The 16,796-nt window shown below is 60.2% G+C and carries 31 protein-coding genes; all 31 read left to right on the plus strand.

Features of this window, described 5'->3' with window-relative positions:
* Window positions 1–75: 75 nt before the first annotated feature.
* Window positions 76–387 carry a 30S ribosomal protein S10 gene (gene rpsJ / locus G3N97_RS14325; protein ID WP_017777154.1) on the plus strand — a complete coding sequence of 104 codons (312 nt, stop codon included), beginning with the start codon at window positions 76–78 and terminating at the stop codon, window positions 385–387.
* A gap of 199 nt (window positions 388–586) precedes the next feature.
* Window positions 587–1,246: a 50S ribosomal protein L3 gene (gene rplC / locus G3N97_RS14330; RefSeq protein WP_065062826.1), complete on the plus strand. Its 660-nt coding sequence runs from the start codon at window positions 587–589 to the stop codon at window positions 1,244–1,246.
* On the plus strand, window positions 1,246–1,866 hold the full coding sequence (rplD, locus tag G3N97_RS14335) for a 50S ribosomal protein L4 (protein WP_065062797.1): 621 nt from the start codon (window positions 1,246–1,248) through the stop codon (window positions 1,864–1,866). The genes rplC and rplD overlap by 1 nt, the downstream gene beginning before the upstream one ends.
* Entirely contained in the window at window positions 1,863–2,177 is a 315-nt protein-coding gene (gene rplW / locus G3N97_RS14340) for a 50S ribosomal protein L23 (protein WP_065062794.1), read from the plus strand. Before rplD ends, rplW begins: the two co-directional genes overlap by 4 nt.
* A 2-nt stretch (window positions 2,178–2,179) precedes the next feature.
* On the plus strand, window positions 2,180–3,007 hold the full coding sequence (gene rplB, locus G3N97_RS14345) for a 50S ribosomal protein L2 (protein ID WP_065062792.1): 828 nt from the start codon (window positions 2,180–2,182) through the stop codon (window positions 3,005–3,007).
* A gap of 10 nt (window positions 3,008–3,017) precedes the next feature.
* Complete coding sequence (rpsS, locus tag G3N97_RS14350; RefSeq protein WP_027797286.1) at window positions 3,018–3,293, plus strand: 30S ribosomal protein S19; 276 nt, start codon at window positions 3,018–3,020, stop codon at window positions 3,291–3,293.
* A gap of 12 nt (window positions 3,294–3,305) precedes the next feature.
* The gene (rplV, locus tag G3N97_RS14355) at window positions 3,306–3,635 is read left to right on the plus strand and encodes a 50S ribosomal protein L22 (RefSeq protein WP_004199272.1); all 330 of its coding nucleotides are present in this window, start codon (window positions 3,306–3,308) and stop codon (window positions 3,633–3,635) included.
* Between the two features lie 11 nt (window positions 3,636–3,646).
* Window positions 3,647–4,441: a 30S ribosomal protein S3 gene (gene rpsC, locus G3N97_RS14360; protein ID WP_028213348.1), complete on the plus strand. Its 795-nt coding sequence runs from the start codon at window positions 3,647–3,649 to the stop codon at window positions 4,439–4,441.
* Between the two features lie 2 nt (window positions 4,442–4,443).
* Window positions 4,444–4,860 carry a 50S ribosomal protein L16 gene (gene rplP / locus G3N97_RS14365; RefSeq protein ID WP_027797288.1) on the plus strand — a complete coding sequence of 139 codons (417 nt, stop codon included), beginning with the start codon at window positions 4,444–4,446 and terminating at the stop codon, window positions 4,858–4,860.
* Between the two features lie 10 nt (window positions 4,861–4,870).
* Complete coding sequence (gene rpmC / locus G3N97_RS14370; RefSeq protein WP_027819350.1) at window positions 4,871–5,065, plus strand: 50S ribosomal protein L29; 195 nt, start codon at window positions 4,871–4,873, stop codon at window positions 5,063–5,065.
* Window positions 5,062–5,334 (plus strand): 30S ribosomal protein S17, encoded by a 273-nt coding sequence (rpsQ, locus tag G3N97_RS14375; protein WP_065062790.1) that lies wholly within the window; start codon window positions 5,062–5,064, stop codon window positions 5,332–5,334. The genes rpmC and rpsQ overlap by 4 nt, the downstream gene beginning before the upstream one ends.
* Before the next feature lie 358 nt (window positions 5,335–5,692).
* On the plus strand, window positions 5,693–6,061 hold the full coding sequence (rplN, locus tag G3N97_RS14380; RefSeq protein ID WP_006998478.1) for a 50S ribosomal protein L14: 369 nt from the start codon (window positions 5,693–5,695) through the stop codon (window positions 6,059–6,061).
* Window positions 6,062–6,070: 9 nt separating this feature from the next.
* Window positions 6,071–6,379, plus strand: a complete 309-nt coding sequence (gene rplX / locus G3N97_RS14385) for a 50S ribosomal protein L24 (RefSeq protein WP_065062788.1) — start codon at window positions 6,071–6,073, stop codon at window positions 6,377–6,379.
* Between the two features lie 16 nt (window positions 6,380–6,395).
* Entirely contained in the window at window positions 6,396–6,935 is a 540-nt protein-coding gene (gene rplE / locus G3N97_RS14390; RefSeq protein ID WP_065062786.1) for a 50S ribosomal protein L5, read from the plus strand.
* Between the two features lie 7 nt (window positions 6,936–6,942).
* Window positions 6,943–7,248 carry a 30S ribosomal protein S14 gene (gene rpsN, locus G3N97_RS14395; protein ID WP_027819346.1) on the plus strand — a complete coding sequence of 102 codons (306 nt, stop codon included), beginning with the start codon at window positions 6,943–6,945 and terminating at the stop codon, window positions 7,246–7,248.
* 14 nt (window positions 7,249–7,262) lie between these two features.
* The gene (rpsH, locus tag G3N97_RS14400; protein WP_027819345.1) at window positions 7,263–7,658 is read left to right on the plus strand and encodes a 30S ribosomal protein S8; all 396 of its coding nucleotides are present in this window, start codon (window positions 7,263–7,265) and stop codon (window positions 7,656–7,658) included.
* A gap of 18 nt (window positions 7,659–7,676) precedes the next feature.
* A complete protein-coding gene (gene rplF, locus G3N97_RS14405) occupies window positions 7,677–8,207 on the plus strand; it encodes a 50S ribosomal protein L6 (RefSeq protein ID WP_065062784.1) in 531 nt (176 codons plus the stop codon).
* A 12-nt stretch (window positions 8,208–8,219) separates the two neighbouring features.
* Window positions 8,220–8,585: a 50S ribosomal protein L18 gene (gene rplR, locus G3N97_RS14410; protein WP_027819343.1), complete on the plus strand. Its 366-nt coding sequence runs from the start codon at window positions 8,220–8,222 to the stop codon at window positions 8,583–8,585.
* A 14-nt stretch (window positions 8,586–8,599) separates the two neighbouring features.
* The gene (gene rpsE / locus G3N97_RS14415; protein ID WP_027819342.1) at window positions 8,600–9,118 is read left to right on the plus strand and encodes a 30S ribosomal protein S5; all 519 of its coding nucleotides are present in this window, start codon (window positions 8,600–8,602) and stop codon (window positions 9,116–9,118) included.
* An 11-nt stretch (window positions 9,119–9,129) separates the two neighbouring features.
* The gene (gene rpmD / locus G3N97_RS14420; protein ID WP_010106952.1) at window positions 9,130–9,312 is read left to right on the plus strand and encodes a 50S ribosomal protein L30; all 183 of its coding nucleotides are present in this window, start codon (window positions 9,130–9,132) and stop codon (window positions 9,310–9,312) included.
* Between the two features lie 29 nt (window positions 9,313–9,341).
* Entirely contained in the window at window positions 9,342–9,776 is a 435-nt protein-coding gene (gene rplO, locus G3N97_RS14425; protein WP_028206523.1) for a 50S ribosomal protein L15, read from the plus strand.
* A 59-nt stretch (window positions 9,777–9,835) separates the two neighbouring features.
* A complete protein-coding gene (gene secY, locus G3N97_RS14430) occupies window positions 9,836–11,182 on the plus strand; it encodes a preprotein translocase subunit SecY (protein ID WP_065062782.1) in 1,347 nt (448 codons plus the stop codon).
* 7 nt (window positions 11,183–11,189) lie between these two features.
* On the plus strand, window positions 11,190–11,408 hold the full coding sequence (infA, locus tag G3N97_RS14435; RefSeq protein WP_004521905.1) for a translation initiation factor IF-1: 219 nt from the start codon (window positions 11,190–11,192) through the stop codon (window positions 11,406–11,408).
* 20 nt (window positions 11,409–11,428) lie between these two features.
* A complete protein-coding gene (gene rpmJ / locus G3N97_RS14440; RefSeq protein WP_027797300.1) occupies window positions 11,429–11,545 on the plus strand; it encodes a 50S ribosomal protein L36 in 117 nt (38 codons plus the stop codon).
* A gap of 42 nt (window positions 11,546–11,587) precedes the next feature.
* On the plus strand, window positions 11,588–11,953 hold the full coding sequence (rpsM, locus tag G3N97_RS14445) for a 30S ribosomal protein S13 (RefSeq protein ID WP_205993805.1): 366 nt from the start codon (window positions 11,588–11,590) through the stop codon (window positions 11,951–11,953).
* Window positions 11,954–11,981: 28 nt separating this feature from the next.
* Window positions 11,982–12,386, plus strand: a complete 405-nt coding sequence (gene rpsK, locus G3N97_RS14450; protein WP_006052224.1) for a 30S ribosomal protein S11 — start codon at window positions 11,982–11,984, stop codon at window positions 12,384–12,386.
* Between the two features lie 165 nt (window positions 12,387–12,551).
* The gene (gene rpsD / locus G3N97_RS14455; RefSeq protein ID WP_065062778.1) at window positions 12,552–13,175 is read left to right on the plus strand and encodes a 30S ribosomal protein S4; all 624 of its coding nucleotides are present in this window, start codon (window positions 12,552–12,554) and stop codon (window positions 13,173–13,175) included.
* A gap of 124 nt (window positions 13,176–13,299) precedes the next feature.
* The gene (rpoA, locus tag G3N97_RS14460; RefSeq protein ID WP_027819335.1) at window positions 13,300–14,277 is read left to right on the plus strand and encodes a DNA-directed RNA polymerase subunit alpha; all 978 of its coding nucleotides are present in this window, start codon (window positions 13,300–13,302) and stop codon (window positions 14,275–14,277) included.
* Window positions 14,278–14,406: 129 nt separating this feature from the next.
* Window positions 14,407–14,799 carry a 50S ribosomal protein L17 gene (rplQ, locus tag G3N97_RS14465; protein WP_027819334.1) on the plus strand — a complete coding sequence of 131 codons (393 nt, stop codon included), beginning with the start codon at window positions 14,407–14,409 and terminating at the stop codon, window positions 14,797–14,799.
* A 269-nt stretch (window positions 14,800–15,068) separates the two neighbouring features.
* Window positions 15,069–15,401 (plus strand): divalent-cation tolerance protein CutA, encoded by a 333-nt coding sequence (gene cutA, locus G3N97_RS14470; RefSeq protein ID WP_205993807.1) that lies wholly within the window; start codon window positions 15,069–15,071, stop codon window positions 15,399–15,401.
* Window positions 15,394–16,796 (plus strand): protein-disulfide reductase DsbD (gene dsbD / locus G3N97_RS14475; protein ID WP_205993809.1); only part of this gene is annotated, 1,403 nt, incomplete at its 3' end. The genes cutA and dsbD, both read left to right, overlap by 8 nt.

The raw sequence follows: 16,796 nt of genomic DNA on the forward strand, positions 1-16,796 counted from the left end.
TTGTCGCGGGGCGGACCTACGCTCTTTATATTGTCTGGCGGCGCAAGTCCGCCTCGCTCTTTTTAAGGAATTGTCATGCAGAACCAAAAAATCCGTATCCGCCTGAAAGCATTCGACTACCGCCTGATCGACCAGTCGGCTGCTGAAATCGTCGATACGGCGAAGCGCACGGGCGCAATCGTCCGCGGTCCGGTGCCGCTGCCGACGCGTATCCAGCGTTTCGACATCCTGCGTTCGCCGCACGTCAACAAGACGTCGCGCGACCAGCTCGAAATCCGTACCCACCTGCGCCTGATGGACATCGTCGACCCGACGGACAAGACCGTCGACGCGCTGATGAAGCTGGACCTCCCGGCTGGTGTGGACGTCGAAATCAAGCTGCAGTAAGAGTCTCGAGCGCGGCCAGGATGACCTGATCGCGCTAAGTCTTTGATTGCTTGCGGAAATCGTGGGAGGACGTTATACTTGACGTCTTTTCGCGCATTCGCGCAAAAAAATCGGTGTGTCTTGCGGGCCTTTACCCCGGAAACGTGCCGGTACTTTGTAAATTAGCCCCGACCAATCGCAGTCGGGAATGGAGAAAACGATGAGCCTTGGACTCGTAGGTCGCAAGGTTGGCATGACCCGTATCTTCACGGCCGAAGGGGATTCGATTCCCGTGACCGTGCTGGACGTGTCCGACAACCGCGTGACGCAGATCAAGACTGTTGAAACCGACGGCTACACGGCCGTGCAGGTTGCGTTCGGTACGCGCCGCGCTTCGCGCGTGACGAAGCCGATCGCAGGTCATCTCGCCAAAGCCGGTGTTCAAGCCGGTGAAATCCTCAAGGAATTCCAGATCGACGCCGCTAAGGCCGCCGAGCTGTCGAATGGCGCCGTGATCGGTGTGGATCTCTTCTCGGAAGGCCAGAAGGTCGATGTGCAAGGCACCTCGATCGGTAAGGGCTACGCCGGTACCATCAAGCGTTACAACTTTGCTTCGGGTCGTGCTTCGCACGGTAACTCGCGCTCGCACAATGTGCCGGGCTCGATCGGTATGGCGCAGGATCCGGGTCGTGTTTTCCCGGGTAAGCGCATGACCGGTCACATGGGTGACGAAACCGTGACGGTGCAAAACCTCGAAATCGCCCGTATCGACGCAGAGCGTAGCCTGCTGTTGGTCAAGGGTGCCGTTCCTGGTGCAAAGGGCGGCAAGGTTTTCGTGACGCCGGCTGTCAAGGCACGCGTCAAGAAAGGAGCGCAATAATGGAACTGAAGCTCCTGAACGCTAATGGTCAGGAAGGCGCAGCAGTTAACGCGTCGGACGTCGTGTTCGGCCGTGACTACAACGAAGCGCTGATCCATCAGATCGTTGTCGCCTATCAGGCGAACGCGCGCAGCGGTAACCGCGCGCAGAAGGACCGTGAGCAGGTCAAGCACACCACCAAGAAGCCGTGGCGTCAGAAGGGTACGGGCCGCGCTCGTGCCGGTATGTCGTCGAGCCCGTTGTGGCGTGGCGGTGGTCGCATCTTCCCGAATTCGCCGGAAGAAAACTTCGCTCACAAGGTCAACAAGAAGATGCATCGCGCAGGCCTCTGCTCGATCTTCTCGCAGCTGGCCCGTGAAGGCCGCATCTCGGTCGTCGAAGAGCTGTCGCTCGAAGCGCCGAAGACGAAGCTGCTGGCCGAAAAGTTCAAGGCCATGGGTCTCGAATCCGTGCTGGTCATTACCGACACGGTCGACGAGAACCTGTTTCTCGCGTCGCGCAACCTGCCCCACGTGGCAGTCGTTGAGCCGCGTTTTGCCGACCCCCTCTCGCTGATCTACTTCAAGAAGATCCTGATCACGAAGGCAGCGGTCGCCCAGATCGAGGAGTTGCTGTCATGAGCGAGATTCGCAAGAACGATCATCGTTTGATGCAGGTCCTGCTCGCGCCGGTGATCTCCGAAAAGGCGACGCTGGTGGCGGAGAAGAACGAACAAGTCGTCTTCGAAGTCGCCCCGGATGCGACGAAGCAGGAAGTCAAGGCTGCTGTCGAGCTGATGTTCAAGGTGGAAGTCGACTCCGTCAACGTGCTGGTCCAGAAGGGTAAAGCCAAGCGCTTTGGCCGCTTCAACGGCAAGCGCAAGGACGTGAAGAAGGCGTACGTCTGCCTGAAGCCCGGCCAGGAAATCAACTTTGAAGCGGAGGCCAAGTAATCATGGCAATCGTGAAAGTTAAGCCGACTTCGCCGGGTCGCCGCGCGATGGTCAAGATCGTCAACAAGGATCTGCACACGGGCAAGCCGTTCGCGGCGCTGCTCGACACGCAATCCAAGACGGCTGGCCGTAACAACAATGGTCGCATCACGACCCGTCACAAGGGTGGTGGTCACAAGCAGCACTACCGTGTGATCGACTTCCGTCGTACGAAGGACGGCATTCCGGCAAAGATCGAACGCCTGGAATACGACCCGAACCGTAGCGCGAACATCGCGCTGGTTCTGTACGCAGACGGTGAGCGTCGCTACATCATCGCCCCGAAGGGCGCGGTGGTTGGCCAGCCGCTGATGTCGGGTTCGGAAGCGCCGATCAAGTCGGGTAACGCTCTGCCGATCCGTAACATCCCGGTCGGTACGACGATCCACTGCATCGAAATGCTGCCGGGCAAGGGCGCGCAGATCGCGCGTTCGGCTGGTACGTCGGCAATGCTGCTGGCACGCGAAGGCGTCTACGCGCAGGTTCGTCTGCGTTCGGGCGAAATCCGCCGCGTCCACGTTGAGTGCCGCGCAACGATCGGTGAAGTGGGCAACGAAGAACACAGCCTCCGTCAAATCGGTAAGGCTGGTGCGAACCGCTGGCGCGGCATCCGCCCGACGGTCCGCGGCGTTGCAATGAACCCGGTTGACCACCCGCACGGTGGTGGTGAAGGCAAGACTGCTGCTGGTCGTGATCCGGTTAGCCCGTGGGGCACGCCGGCTAAGGGCTACCGCACCCGCAGCAACAAGCGCACGACGAGCATGATCGTCCAGCGCCGTCACAAGCGCTAAGGAGTAGGCAATGGCACGTTCTATTAAGAAAGGTCCGTTCTGCGACGCCCATTTGCTGAAGAAGGTTGAGGCGGCTGCAGCTACGCGCGACAAGAAACCGATCAAGACCTGGTCGCGTCGTTCGACGATCCTGCCGGACTTCATCGGCCTGACGATCGCCGTGCATAACGGCCGTCAACACGTTCCGGTGTATGTCACGGAAAACATGGTCGGCCACAAGCTTGGCGAGTTCGCACTGACCCGTACGTTCAAGGGTCACGCGGCCGACAAGAAGGCCAAGAAATAAGGGGCAATCAAGATGGAAGTGAAGGCAATTCATCGCGGTGCCCGCATCTCGGCGCAGAAGACGCGTCTTGTGGCTGACCAGATCCGCGGTCTGCCGGTTGACAAGGCACTGAACGTTCTGACGTTCTCGCCGAAGAAAGCGGCTGGCATCGTGAAAAAGGTTGTGCTCTCGGCGATCGCAAACGCGGAACACAACGAAGGCGCGGACATCGACGAGCTCAAGATCAAGAGCATCTACGTCGACAAGGCGGCTTCGCTGAAGCGTTTCACCGCGCGCGCCAAGGGCCGCGGCAACCGCATCGAGAAGCAATCCTGTCACATCACTGTGACGGTCGGGAATTAAGGAGCCATACGATGGGACAGAAAATTCATCCGACTGGCTTCCGTTTGGCCGTCAGCCGCAATTGGGCTTCGCGTTGGTACGCGAACAACAACAATTTCGCGGCGATGTTGAAGGAAGACATCGGTGTTCGTGAATACCTGAAGAAGAAGCTGAAGAACGCTTCGGTGGGCCGTGTTGTGATCGAGCGTCCGGCTAAGAACGCTCGCATCACGATTTACAGCTCGCGCCCGGGTGTGGTGATCGGCAAGAAGGGCGAGGACATCGAACTCCTCAAGGCCGAACTCCAGAAGCGCATGGGCGTTCCGGTTCATGTGAACATCGAAGAAATCCGCAAGCCGGAAACCGACGCGCAGCTGATCGCCGACTCGATCACGCAGCAGCTCGAGCGCCGCATCATGTTCCGTCGCGCAATGAAGCGCGCGATGCAGAACGCGATGCGTCTGGGTGCCCAGGGCATCAAGATCATGAGCGCCGGCCGTCTGAACGGTATCGAAATCGCACGTACCGAATGGTACCGCGAAGGTCGAGTGCCGCTTCACACGCTGCGTGCTGACATCGACTACGCAACCTCGGAAGCGAAGACGACGTACGGCATCATCGGCGTGAAGGTTTGGGTCTACAAGGGCGACACGCTCGGCCGCAACGACGCACCGGTGGTGGAAGAAGTCGCCGAAGAAAAGCGTCCGCGCCGCAACGCGCGCCCGGGCGATCGTCGTCCGCGCCGTGATGGCGAAGGTGCACCGGGCGCACGCCGTGGCGCACCGCGCCGTGGCGCTGCCGGCGGTGACGGCAAGAGTGGAGAATAACGATGCTGCAACCGAAACGCAGGAAGTATCGCAAAGAGCAGAAGGGTCGTAACACCGGCGTCGCAACGCGCGGCAACGCAGTTTCGTTCGGTGAATACGGTCTGAAGGCTATCGGTCGTGGTCGCCTGACCGCGCGTCAGATTGAAGCGGCGCGTCGTGCAATGACGCGTCACATCAAGCGTGGCGGCCGCATCTGGATCCGTATCTTCCCGGACAAGCCGATCTCGCAAAAGCCGGCGGAAGTGCGTATGGGTAACGGTAAGGGTAACCCTGAGTACTACGTCGCAGAGATTCAACCGGGCAAGATGCTGTACGAAATGGATGGTGTGTCCGAAGAACTGGCTCGTGAAGCGTTCCGTCTGGCTGCAGCGAAGCTGCCGCTGAAGACGGTCTTCATGGTTCGCCAGCTCGGCGCCTAAGGAGTTAATGATGAAGGCATCTGAACTTCTTCAGAAAGACAAGGCCGCGCTCGATCAAGAGCTGTCGGACCTCTTGAAGGCGCAATTCGGCCTGCGCATGCAACTCGCGACCCAGCAGCTCACGAACACGAGCCAGCTGAAGAAGGTTCGTCGCGACATCGCACGTGTGCGGACCGTCCTGACTCAGAAGGCGAACCAGAAATGAACGAAAGCGTGAAAACCTCGCTTAAGCGGACGCTGGTCGGCAAGGTCGTCAGCAACAAGATGGACAAGACGGTCACCGTCCTGGTCGAGCGCCGCGTCAAGCACCCGATCTACGGCAAGTACGTCGTGCAGTCGAAGAAGTACCACGCTCACGACGAATCGAACACGTACAACGAGGGTGACCTCGTTGAAATCCAGGAGACCCGTCCGCTGTCGAAGACGAAGGCTTGGACCGTGTCGAAGCTTGTAGAAGCAGCACGCGTCATCTAAAACGCCCGTTTCAGATGATGAAACATCCCGGGGGTCTCTCCCCGGGGTGCAGAAGTAGTTGAAATCGCAGAAGATTTCGCTTGCTAGACCAAGATTATCGAGTTATAGTCTTGGTCTTCCCTCTTTATGGGCGCGCTGTTGGCAAAGCAGCGGGTAAACATGAAAGGGGAAGCAAAATCCGGGCGCCAGTCCGGGTTAGCAAGATTCACCGGAATGCGATGGCCGGTTTCGTTTGCCGTCGCTGCTGTTCATACCCAAGCAGCTGAGCGGTCGTTCTAGTGGCGGCGCGGCTGACGGGACCAAGACTGACCGGATGTGCCATGGTGGCGCGACCGGATTAAGTTGGGATAGATAAACCATGATCCAGACCGAAACTCGGCTTGAAGTAGCCGACAACACGGGTGCGCGTGAAGTCATGTGCATCAAGGTGCTCGGCGGCTCGAAGCGTCGTTATGCCAGCATTGGCGACATCATCAAGGTGACCGTCAAGGAAGCAACGCCGCGTGGGCGCGTGAAAAAGGGCGAAATCTACAACGCTGTTGTGGTTCGCACCGCGAAGGGCGTGCGCCGTCAAGACGGCTCGCTGATCAAGTTCGATGGCAACGCCGCCGTGCTTTTGAACACCAAGCTTGAGCCGATCGGCACCCGCATTTTCGGGCCGGTCACGCGTGAGCTGCGTAGCGAACGATTCATGAAGATCGTTTCGCTGGCGCCGGAAGTGCTGTAAGGAGTCGCGATGAACAAGATTCGCAAGGGTGACGAAGTTATCGTCGTCACTGGCAAAGACAAGGGCAAGCGCGGCGTCGTGGTAGGTATCGGCGCAGACCGCGTGACCGTCGAAGGCATCAACATCGCGAAGAAGCATGTTAAGCCGAACCCCATGAAGGGTACGACGGGTGGCGTTGAGGCCAAGGCAATGCCGCTGGCTATCTCGAACGTCGCATTGGTCGACGCGAACGGCAAGCCGTCGCGCGTGGGCATCAAGGTCGAAGGGGACAAGAAGGTTCGTTTCCTTAAGACGACCGGTGCTGTTCTGAGCGCCTGACGCTGCGGAGTAAAAAATGGCACGTTTGCAAGAATTTTATAAAGAGAAGGTCGTTCCCGGCCTGATCGAGAAGTTCGGTTACAAGTCGATCATGGAAGTGCCGCGCCTCACCAAGATCACCCTGAACATGGGTGTTGGTGAAGCCGTTGCTGACAAGAAAGTGCTTGAGCACGCTGTGGGCGACCTCACGAAGATCGCCGGTCAAAAGCCTGTCGTGACGAAGTCGCGCAAGGCAATCGCCGGTTTCAAGATCCGTGAAGGCTACCCGATCGGCACGATGGTCACGCTGCGTGGCCAGGCAATGTACGAATTCCTGGACCGTTTCGTGACGGTTGCGCTCCCCCGCGTGCGCGACTTCCGTGGCGTGTCGGGCAAGGCGTTCGATGGCCGTGGTAACTACAACATCGGTGTGAAAGAGCAGATCATTTTCCCCGAAATTGACTACGACAAGATCGACGCGCTGCGTGGGCTGAACATCAGCATCACGACGACCGCGAAGACCGACGAAGAAGCAAAGGCACTGCTCGCCAGCTTCAAGTTCCCGTTCAGAAACTGAGGTTACCGTGGCTAAACTGGCACTGATCGAACGTGAAAAGAAGCGCGCTCGTCTGGCAGCGAAATTTGCGCCGAAGCGCGCAGAGCTGAAGGCGATCATCGACGACCAAAGCAAGTCGGAAGAAGAGCGCTACGCAGCTCGCCTGGAACTGCAACAACTGCCCCGCAACTCGAACCCGACCCGCAAGCGTAACCGCTGCGCGATCACGGGCCGTCCGCGTGGCACGTTCCGCAAATTCGGTCTCGCACGTAACAAGATTCGTGAAATCGCGTTCCGTGGTGAGATCCCTGGCATCACCAAGGCGAGCTGGTAATAGGAGAAACATAAATGAGCATGAGTGATCCTATCGCCGATATGCTGACTCGCATCCGCAATGCGCAGATGGTCGAGAAAGTTTCGGTTGCTATGCCCTCGTCGAAAGTGAAGATTGCGATTGCGCAGGTTCTGAAGGACGAAGGTTATATCGATGACTTCGCGGTGAAAACCGAAGGTGCGAAGTCGGAATTGAACATCGCGTTGAAGTACTACGCTGGCCGTCCCGTTATCGAGCGCATCGAACGCGTCTCGAAGCCGGGTCTGCGCGTGTACCGCGGCCGCAACGACATCCCGCAGGTCATGAATGGCCTCGGCGTTGCGATCGTGTCGACGCCCAAGGGTGTGATGACGGACCGCAAGGCGCGCGCTACTGGCGTCGGCGGCGAAGTTATCTGCTACGTCGCTTAAGGCCTAAGGAGAAGAAACATGTCTCGAGTAGGTAAGAGCCCGGTCGCGCTGCAAGGCGCAGAAGCGACGCTCAGCGACGAGAAGATTACCGTCAAGGGCGCGCTGGGTACGATTTCGCAAGCTGCGAACCGCCTCGTGAAGGTGGTGAACGACAACGGCACGCTCAAGTTCGAGCCGGCCGACGACAGCCGCGAAGCAAACGCGATGTCTGGCACGATGCGCGCGATCGTCGCGAACATGGTGCAAGGCGTGACGAAGGGTTTTGAGCGCAAGCTGACGCTGGTTGGCGTCGGTTACCGTGCTCAAGCGCAAGGCGACAAGCTGAACCTGTCGCTGGGTTTCTCGCACCCGGTGGTGCACCAGATGCCGGAAGGCGTGAAGGCCGAAACCCCGTCGCAAACGGAAATCGTGATCAAGGGGATCGACAAGCAAAAAGTCGGCCAAACCGCAGCCGAAGTGCGCGGTTATCGCCCGCCTGAGCCCTACAAGGGCAAGGGTGTGCGTTACGCCGACGAGGTTGTGATCCTCAAAGAAACGAAGAAGAAGTAAGGGTGCGCAATCATGGATAAGACTCAATCTCGCCTGCGCCGCGCTCGTCAGACGCGTCTCAAGATCGCTGAGCTGCAAGTCGCGCGCCTGGCCGTGCATCGCACGAACACGCACATTTATGCGCAAGTGTTCTCGCCCTGCGGCACCAAGGTGCTGGCCAGCGCGTCGACGCTTGAAGCCGAAGTGCGTGCGCAACTGGCTGACCAGTCGGGCAAGGGTGGCAATGTCGCCGCTGCCTCGCTGATCGGCAAGCGTATCGCAGAAAAGGCTAAGGCCGCCGGCATCGAATCCGTCGCCTTTGACCGCTCGGGTTTCCGCTATCACGGCCGCGTCAAGGCGCTGGCTGATGCTGCGCGCGAAGCCGGGCTCAAGTTCTAAGGAAGGAATTCGTCATGGCAAAGATGCAAGCGAAAGTTCAGGCTGACGAACGCGACGACGGCCTTCGTGAAAAAATGATTTCGGTCAATCGCGTGACCAAGGTCGTGAAGGGTGGCCGTATTCTCGGCTTCGCCGCACTGACCGTGGTTGGCGATGGTGATGGCCGCGTCGGTATGGGCAAGGGCAAGTCGAAAGAAGTGCCCGTCGCTGTCCAGAAGGCGATGGAACAAGCTCGTCGCAACATGTTCAAGGTGCCCCTGAAGAACGGCACCCTGCAACACGAAGTGCACGGCAAGCATGGCGCATCGGTCGTCCTCCTCGCTCCGGCGAAGGCTGGTACGGGCGTGATCGCCGGCGGCCCGATGCGCGCAGTGTTCGACGTGATGGGCGTGCAGAACGTCGTGGCCAAGAGCCACGGTTCGACGAACCCGTACAACCTCGTTCGTGCGACGCTGGACGGCCTGCGCAAGCAGTCGACCCCGGCCGACATCGCGGCGAAGCGCGGCAAGTCCGTCGAAGAAATTCTGGGCTAAGGGTGGGCACCATGTCTGAAAAAACTGTCAAGGTTCAGCTCGTCAAGAGCCTGATTGGGACCCGCGAAACGCACCGTGCCACCGTGCGCGGTCTCGGCCTGCGTCGCCTGAACTCGGTCTCCGAGCTGCAGGACACGCCGGCTGTGCGCGGCATGATCAACAAGGTCTCGTACCTCGTTAAGGTCATCGGCTAAGCGGTCGACCAAGACTCCAGGAGTTGAAAATGGAATTGAATAACCTGAAGCCGGCAGAAGGCGCGAAGCACGCAAAGCGTCGCGTCGGTCGCGGCATCGGCTCCGGCCTCGGCAAGACCGCTGGCCGTGGTCACAAGGGTCAGAAATCGCGTTCGGGCGGCTTCCACAAGGTCGGCTTCGAAGGCGGTCAAATGCCGCTGCAGCGTCGTCTGCCGAAGCGTGGCTTCACCTCGCTGACGAAGGAATTCGTCGGTGAAGTGCGCCTCGCCGATATCGAGAAGCTGCCGGTCGACGAAATCGATCTGCTGGCTCTCAAGCAGGCCGGCCTCGTTGGCGAACTGACCCGCAGCGCAAAGATCATCGCTACTGGCGAGATCAAGCGTAAGGTCGTCGTTAAGGGTCTGGGTGCGACGAAGAACGCGCGTGCTGCGATTGAAGCAGCAGGCGGTTCTTTTGCCGAGTGATTGTGAGTGGGACGTGCGGGTTCGCCCGCCGTCACTAGCATCTGCATCGGAGAAGCTACTTGGCTACTAGCCCGAGTCTCGCAAAAACCGGTCGCAGCGCTCCGAAGTTCGGCGACCTGCGTCGGCGTGCAATGTTCTTGCTGCTGGCGCTGGTCGTTTATCGTATCGGTGCGCACATTCCGGTTCCGGGTATCGACCCTGACCAGCTGGCGAAGCTCTTTCAAAGCCAGTCGGGCGGCATCCTTGGCATGTTCAACATGTTCTCGGGTGGCGCGCTGTCTCGCTTCACGATCTTCGCGCTGGGTGTGATGCCGTATATTTCGGCGTCGATCATCCTTCAGCTGATGGCGATTGTCTCGCCGCAGCTGGAAGCGTTGAAGAAGGAAGGGCAAGCCGGGCAACGCAAGATCACGCAGTACACGCGGATCTTCACGGTGGTGCTGGCGACGTTTCAGGCGTTCGGCATCGCGGTCGCGCTGGAAAACCAGCCTGGCCTCGTGATCGATCCGGGCATGGTGTTTCGCCTGACGACGGTCGTAACGCTCGTGACGGGCACGATGTTCCTGATGTGGCTTGGTGAGCAGATCACGGAACGCGGTCTCGGCAACGGCATTTCGATCATCATCTTCGGCGGGATTGCAGCGGGTTTCCCGAATGCAATCGGCGGTCTGTTCGAACTGGTTCGCACCGGCTCGATGGGCCCCGTCTCGGCGATCATCATCGTGGCACTGATCGCGGCTGTGACGTACCTGGTGGTGTTCATCGAACGCGGCCAGCGCAAGATCCTCGTGAACTATGCGAAGCGTCAGGTCGGTAACAAGATTTACGGCGGGCAGTCGTCCCACCTGCCGCTCAAGCTGAACATGTCGGGCGTGATTCCGCCGATCTTCGCATCGTCGATCATCCTGTTCCCGGCAACGATTCTGAATTGGTTCAGCTCGGGTTCGCGATCCAACTGGTTCGCAGACACGCTGCACAACGTGGCTGAAGCTCTCAAGCCTGGCCAACCGGTGTACGTGTTGCTGTACGCGTTGGCGATCGTCTTCTTCTGCTTCTTCTACACCGCTCTGGTGTTCAACAGCAGGGAAACGGCCGACAACCTGAAGAAGAGTGGCGCGTTCGTTCCTGGCATCCGCCCGGGCGATCAGACGGCTCGCTATATCGACCGCATCCTCACGCGTCTGACGCTGGCCGGTGCGATCTATATCGTGTTTGTCTGTCTGCTGCCGGAGTTTCTGGTGCTGCGCTGGAATGTGCCGTTTTATTTTGGTGGCACGTCGCTGCTGATCATTGTCGTCGTCACAATGGACTTCATGGCGCAGGTGCAGTCGTACGTCATGTCGCAACAATACGAATCGCTGCTCAAGAAGGCGAACTTCAAGGGTGGCGGAGTCCCGATGCGCTGAAGGACATATGGCCAAAGACGATGTGATCCAGATGCAAGGTGAGGTCATAGAAAACCTCCCTAACGCCACCTTCCGGGTAAAACTGGAAAACGGCCATGTGGTCCTTGGGCATATTTCCGGGAAGATGCGGATGCACTACATCCGTATTCTTCCTGGCGACAAGGTGACAGTTGAGTTGACGCCTTACGATCTGTCGCGTGCGCGGATCGTGTTCCGGGCGAAGTGATTTAGAAAAAGGGTAATATCATGAAAGTGATGGCATCGGTAAAGCGCATGTGCCGTAACTGCAAAATCATCAAGCGCAACGGCGTCGTTCGCGTGATCTGCAGCACGGACCCGCGCCACAAGCAGCGTCAAGGCTGATCAGCGCGCTTTTTGCTTGCGCTTTTTGTTTGAGGAAAAACAATGGCTCGTATCGCAGGGGTTAACATCCCGAACCACCAGCACACGGAAATCGGCCTTACGGCGATCTTCGGTATCGGCCGCACGCGTTCGCGCAACATCTGCGTCGCTGCTGGTGTCTCGTTTGACAAGAAGGTCAAGGACCTGACCGACGCGGATCTCGAAAAGCTGCGTGATGAAGTGGGCAAGTTTGTCGTCGAAGGCGATCTTCGCCGTGAAACGACGATGAACATCAAGCGCCTGATGGATCTCGGCTGCTACCGCGGCGTGCGCCATCGCAAGGGCCTGCCCCTGCGTGGCCAGCGTACGCGCACCAACGCACGTACGCGCAAGGGTCCGCGCCGCGCAGCACAGTCGCTGAAGAAGTAAGCGGTTCTGACAGTTACAGGAAAACGTAATGGCTAAGGCTTCGAACAACTCCGCGGCGCAACGCGTTCGCAAGAAGGTTAAGAAGAACGTCGCCGAGGGCGTGGTTCACGTTCACGCGTCGTTCAACAACACGATCATCACGATCACCGACCGTCAAGGCAATGCACTCGCCTGGGCAACGTCGGGCGGTCAGGGCTTCAAGGGTTCGCGTAAGTCGACGCCCTTCGCAGCTCAGGTCGCAGCTGAATCGGCTGGCCGTGTTGCAATGGAATACGGCGTCAAGAACCTCGAAGTGCGTATCAAGGGCCCCGGCCCGGGTCGCGAATCGGCGGTGCGCGCGCTGCATGGTCTTGGCATCAAGATCACCGCGATCTCCGACGTGACGCCGGTCCCGCACAACGGCTGCCGTCCGCCGAAGCGCCGTCGTATCTAAGGCGTCGCGCTTGCCGACTGCCTGAGCCGCCGGTAACGGCGTCCCAGGCTCTCGGCGCTATTGAATTGACTAAGCCCACCGTTCGGTCCAAAGGGCCGGACTAGCGCGAGTCGCGGGGTCTCCCCGTTTAAGGCTTCGCGTGATCAATTATCGAAGGAAAGCAACGTGGCACGTTATATCGGCCCGAAGGCCAAGCTGTCCCGCCGTGAAGGCACCGACCTCTTCCTGAAGAGCGCACGCCGCTCGCTCGCCGACAAGTGCAAGCTCGACAGCAAGCCGGGTCAGCACGGCCGCACCTCGGGTGCGCGCACGTCCGACTACGGCACGCAGCTGCGCGAGAAGCAAAAAGTGAAGCGTATCTACGGCGTGCTCGAGCGTCAGTTCCGCCGCTACTTCGCGGAAGCTGATCGTATCAAGGGCAACACCGGCGAAAACCTGCTGCAACTGCTCGAATCGCGTCTCGACAACGTCGTGTACCGCATGGGCTTCGCATCGACCCGCGCTGAAGCGCGTCAGCTCGTGAGCCACAAGGCTCTCACGCTGAACGGCGTCGTCGCGAACATCCCGTCGATGCAAGTGAAGGCAGGCGACGTCGTCGCAATTCGCGAAAAGGCGAAGAAGCAGGCGCGTATCGCTGAAGCCCTCTCGCTGGCAGAGCAAGGCGGCATCGCAGGTTGGGTCGCAGTCGACGCGAAGAAGTTCGAAGGTACGTTCAAGGGCGTGCCGGAGCGCAGCGACATCGCTGGCGACATCAACGAAAGCCTGATCGTCGAATTGTATTCGCGTTAATCGAATTGACGGCCGGGGTAACCTCTGTGCTTCGCGCAGGAGGAAGCCTCGGCTGTTTTTTTCAGGTTGTGGCCATCTCAGCCTTATCGGTGTAACGAGCCGAGGGTATTGAAAAGGAAAACCTATGCAAACCAGTTTGTTGAAACCCAAGATCATCGCTGTGGAATCGCTCGGCGACAACCACGCGAAAGTGGTCATGGAGCCGTTCGAACGCGGTTATGGCCATACCTTGGGTAACGCGCTTCGGCGCGTGCTGCTGTCGTCGATGGTGGGCTACGCGCCGACCGAAGTGACGATCGCAGGCGTCGTGCACGAATACTCGACGCTCGATGGTGTGCAAGAGGATGTGGTCAACCTGCTGTTGAACCTCAAGGGCGTGGTCTTCAAGCTGCATAACCGTGACGAAGTGACGGTTACGCTGCGCAAGGAAGGCGAAGGCGTTGTCACCGCTGGCGACATCGAACTCTCGCACGACTGCGAAGTCATCAACCCGGAACACGTCGTTGCGCATCTGACGAAGGGCGGCAAGCTCGACGTCCAGATCAAGATCGAGAAGGGCCGCGGCTATGTGCCGGGCAACGTGCGCCGTTACGGCGACGAGTCGGCCAAGATCATCGGCCGCATCGTGCTGGACGCTTCGTTCTCGCCGGTTCGCCGCGTGAGCTACGCAGTGGAAAGCGCGCGTGTCGAACAGCGTACCGACCTCGACAAGCTCGTGATGAACATCGAAACCAACGGCGTGATCTCGCCTGAGGAAGCGATCCGCCAGTCGGCGCGCATCCTCGTGGATCAGCTGTCGGTGTTCGCTGCACTGGAAGGCACGGAAACGGCGGCGGAAGCCCCGTCGCGCGCACCGCAGATCGATCCGATCCTGCTGCGTCCGGTGGACGATCTCGAACTCACGGTTCGCTCGGCGAACTGCCTGAAGGCCGAGAACATCTACTACATCGGCGACCTCATCCAGCGTACCGAGAACGAGCTGCTCAAGACCCCGAATCTGGGTCGCAAGTCGCTCAACGAGATCAAGGAAGTGCTCGCTTCGCGCGGTCTCACGCTCGGCATGAAGCTCGAAAACTGGCCGCCGGCTGGTCTCGACAAGTAAGAAGTCTGGCACGGACGCGGATTTTCCTTTAAAATCCGCGTCTTGCCTTTTTCACGTACCGGCCCGTGCTTCACGTTGTTGTGAGGCGATAGAAGAGCTGGACCAAAACTTTGTTTCAAGGAAATTGAAATGCGTCACCGTCATGGTCTGCGGAAACTGAACCGCACGAGCAGCCACCGTCTGGCAATGCTCCGTAACATGTCCAACTCGCTCATCGAGCACGAAGTCATCAAGACGACGCTGCCGAAGGCGAAGGAACTCCGTAAGGTTGTCGAGCCCCTCATCACGCTGGGCAAGAAGCCGTCGCTGGCAAACCGTCGTCTGGCGTTCAACCGCCTGCGCGATCGTGACTCGGTCACGAAGCTGTTCGACGTGCTCGGTCCGCGTTTCGCGAACCGTCCGGGCGGCTACCTGCGCATCCTGAAGTTCGGTTTCCGTGTTGGCGACAACGCACCGATGGCACTGGTCGAACTGCTCGACCGTCCGGAAGTCACGGAAGAGAACATCCAGGAAGCGGAATAAGCTTTCAGTCGCGAGATCCCCGGATCGAGCGGCACGCGAAAAAGCCAGGCCTAGCCTGGCTTTTTTGTTTTGGGCGTGGAATAAGCGTCGTGGCGTGACGTTTGCTCCCTGAACGCGCCCTCGCGGTTGCGGTGAGACATCGTTGCCGCTGGGCGCATGGACGAAGGCCGGCGGCGGCGGTGGTACGATAACGTCCTGCCTCGAGTCCCCGGCCTTTCGCGTGCGCATGCATGCGGCGGTGCGCGCGGGACACCCAGCCGGAGTTCGCCGTGACCCTCAATGTGACCCTGATGCTGACCACGGTGCCCGACGAGGACGCCGCCGACAAGCTCGCTTCCGCCGTACTCGCGGCGCGGCTCGCCGCCTGCGTGACGCGCCTCGGCGCCGTGCATTCGGACTATCACTGGCAGGGCAAGATCGAGTCCGGCAGCGAAATCCAGCTGCTTTTCAAGACGAGTCTCGCCCGCACGGCCGAGCTCGAACAGTTCATCCAGACCCAACATCCCTACGAGACGCCGGAAATCCTCGCCTGGCAGGCGATGGCGTCGACCGCTTACGGGCAGTGGGTCAACACCGAAACCCAGCGTCCTCTCCATGTCTAACCGCTTCGATCGGCGCCTGCGCGCCGCGCCGTACGCTTCGCTGCTGGCCTTTTTCGCGTTCGTCGTCTGCGTGCTGCCGCTGCTGTTCGGCGCCGCGCCCGCGCATGCCGACGACGATTTCCTGCCGCCCGATCAGGCCTTCACGTTCAGTGCGAGCGAGGAGCCGGGCATGGTCGACGTCCACTTCAAGATCGCCGACGGCTACTACATGTACCGCGAGCGCTTCGCGTTCGACGCGCAGAACGGCGCCACGCTCGGCGATGCGCAGATCCCGCCCGGTCACGTGAAATTCGATCCGACGTTCAACAAGAACGTCGAGACGTATCGCAAGGAATTGACGATCCGCGTGCCGGTGAAGCAGGCGAGCGGTCCGTTCGATCTCACGGTGACGTCGCAGGGTTGCGCCGATGCGGGCATCTGCTATCCGCCCGCGCAGCACGTCTATCACGTGAGCGGTGCGGCGCTGCAAGCGGCGAATGCCTCGCCCGCGCAGACGGCGGTTGCGTCGACCACCGCCGCTGCGAATGCCACTGCAAACGCAAACGCAGCCGCCAACACCGGCAGCACCGAAGAACCCTGGTACGAACGCGCCACGAGCGCCGACTACGCGCAGTCGCTGCTGCAAGGCGGCGGCTTCTTCGCGGTGATCGGTTTGTACTTCGTCGCGGGCATGGTGCTGAGCCTGCTGCCCTGTTCGTATCCGATGATCCCGATCCTCTCGGCGATCATCGTCGGCGAGGGTGCGCAGGTGACGCGCTCGCGCGGCTTCGCGCTTTCGTTCGTCTACGTGCTCGGCATGGCGCTCGTCTACACGGTGCTCGGCATCGCGGCGGCGCTGGTCGGCCAGAGTCTGGGCGCGTGGCTGCAGAATCCGTGGGTGCTCGGCGTGTTCGCCGTGCTGCTCACCGCCTTTGCCGTGATGCTGATCGCAGGCTACGACATCGCGCTGCCGCAGCGCTGGCAGGACGGCGCCTCGCGCGCGTCGCAGGGCCGCTCGGGCGGCAAGTTCGCGGCCGTCGCCGTGATGGGCGCGCTGTCCGCGCTCGTGGTGGGCGCCTGCATGACGGCGCCGCTGTTCGCCGTGCTCGCGTTCATCGCGCACACGGGCAACGCGGTGCTCGGCGGCGCGGCGCTGTTCGCGATGGGGATCGGCCTCGGCGTGCCGCTGATGATTCTCGGCCTCGGCGCGGGCACGCTGCTGCCGCGCGCGGGCACGTGGATGGACGGCGTGAAGGTGTTCTTCGGCGTCGTGCTGCTGGCCGCCGCGTTGTGGATCGTCTGGCCGGTGCTGGGCGCGACGGCGCAGATGCTGCTCGCGGCGCTCTGGCTGCTGCTCGCCGCAGCCGCGCTCGGCCTGTTCACCCCGAATGCGGGCGCAACCAACGTGTGGCGACG

It is taken from the genome of Paraburkholderia sp. Ac-20347 (genome assembly GCF_017104805.1).
GTDB lineage: Bacteria > Pseudomonadota > Gammaproteobacteria > Burkholderiales > Burkholderiaceae > Paraburkholderia > Paraburkholderia tropica.

What these genes read in the sequence shown, in the direction of transcription:
- rpsJ (WP_017777154.1), top strand. Translation starts at nt 76, where the DNA reads ATGCAGAACCAAAAAATCCGTATCCGCCTGAAAGCATTCGACTACCGC.
- rplC (WP_065062826.1), top strand. Translation starts at nt 587, where the DNA reads ATGAGCCTTGGACTCGTAGGTCGCAAGGTTGGCATGACCCGTATCTTC.
- rplD (WP_065062797.1), top strand. Translation starts at nt 1,246, where the DNA reads ATGGAACTGAAGCTCCTGAACGCTAATGGTCAGGAAGGCGCAGCAGTT.
- rplW (WP_065062794.1), top strand. Translation starts at nt 1,863, where the DNA reads ATGAGCGAGATTCGCAAGAACGATCATCGTTTGATGCAGGTCCTGCTC.
- rplB (WP_065062792.1), top strand. Translation starts at nt 2,180, where the DNA reads ATGGCAATCGTGAAAGTTAAGCCGACTTCGCCGGGTCGCCGCGCGATG.
- rpsS (WP_027797286.1), top strand. Translation starts at nt 3,018, where the DNA reads ATGGCACGTTCTATTAAGAAAGGTCCGTTCTGCGACGCCCATTTGCTG.
- rplV (WP_004199272.1), top strand. Translation starts at nt 3,306, where the DNA reads ATGGAAGTGAAGGCAATTCATCGCGGTGCCCGCATCTCGGCGCAGAAG.
- rpsC (WP_028213348.1), top strand. Translation starts at nt 3,647, where the DNA reads ATGGGACAGAAAATTCATCCGACTGGCTTCCGTTTGGCCGTCAGCCGC.
- rplP (WP_027797288.1), top strand. Translation starts at nt 4,444, where the DNA reads ATGCTGCAACCGAAACGCAGGAAGTATCGCAAAGAGCAGAAGGGTCGT.
- rpmC (WP_027819350.1), top strand. Translation starts at nt 4,871, where the DNA reads ATGAAGGCATCTGAACTTCTTCAGAAAGACAAGGCCGCGCTCGATCAA.
- rpsQ (WP_065062790.1), top strand. Translation starts at nt 5,062, where the DNA reads ATGAACGAAAGCGTGAAAACCTCGCTTAAGCGGACGCTGGTCGGCAAG.
- rplN (WP_006998478.1), top strand. Translation starts at nt 5,693, where the DNA reads ATGATCCAGACCGAAACTCGGCTTGAAGTAGCCGACAACACGGGTGCG.
- rplX (WP_065062788.1), top strand. Translation starts at nt 6,071, where the DNA reads ATGAACAAGATTCGCAAGGGTGACGAAGTTATCGTCGTCACTGGCAAA.
- rplE (WP_065062786.1), top strand. Translation starts at nt 6,396, where the DNA reads ATGGCACGTTTGCAAGAATTTTATAAAGAGAAGGTCGTTCCCGGCCTG.
- rpsH (WP_027819345.1), top strand. Translation starts at nt 7,263, where the DNA reads ATGAGCATGAGTGATCCTATCGCCGATATGCTGACTCGCATCCGCAAT.
- rplF (WP_065062784.1), top strand. Translation starts at nt 7,677, where the DNA reads ATGTCTCGAGTAGGTAAGAGCCCGGTCGCGCTGCAAGGCGCAGAAGCG.
- rplR (WP_027819343.1), top strand. Translation starts at nt 8,220, where the DNA reads ATGGATAAGACTCAATCTCGCCTGCGCCGCGCTCGTCAGACGCGTCTC.
- rpsE (WP_027819342.1), top strand. Translation starts at nt 8,600, where the DNA reads ATGGCAAAGATGCAAGCGAAAGTTCAGGCTGACGAACGCGACGACGGC.
- rpmD (WP_010106952.1), top strand. Translation starts at nt 9,130, where the DNA reads ATGTCTGAAAAAACTGTCAAGGTTCAGCTCGTCAAGAGCCTGATTGGG.
- rplO (WP_028206523.1), top strand. Translation starts at nt 9,342, where the DNA reads ATGGAATTGAATAACCTGAAGCCGGCAGAAGGCGCGAAGCACGCAAAG.
- infA (WP_004521905.1), top strand. Translation starts at nt 11,190, where the DNA reads ATGGCCAAAGACGATGTGATCCAGATGCAAGGTGAGGTCATAGAAAAC.
- rpmJ (WP_027797300.1), top strand. Translation starts at nt 11,429, where the DNA reads ATGAAAGTGATGGCATCGGTAAAGCGCATGTGCCGTAACTGCAAAATC.
- rpsM (WP_205993805.1), top strand. Translation starts at nt 11,588, where the DNA reads ATGGCTCGTATCGCAGGGGTTAACATCCCGAACCACCAGCACACGGAA.
- rpsK (WP_006052224.1), top strand. Translation starts at nt 11,982, where the DNA reads ATGGCTAAGGCTTCGAACAACTCCGCGGCGCAACGCGTTCGCAAGAAG.
- rpoA (WP_027819335.1), top strand. Translation starts at nt 13,300, where the DNA reads ATGCAAACCAGTTTGTTGAAACCCAAGATCATCGCTGTGGAATCGCTC.
- rplQ (WP_027819334.1), top strand. Translation starts at nt 14,407, where the DNA reads ATGCGTCACCGTCATGGTCTGCGGAAACTGAACCGCACGAGCAGCCAC.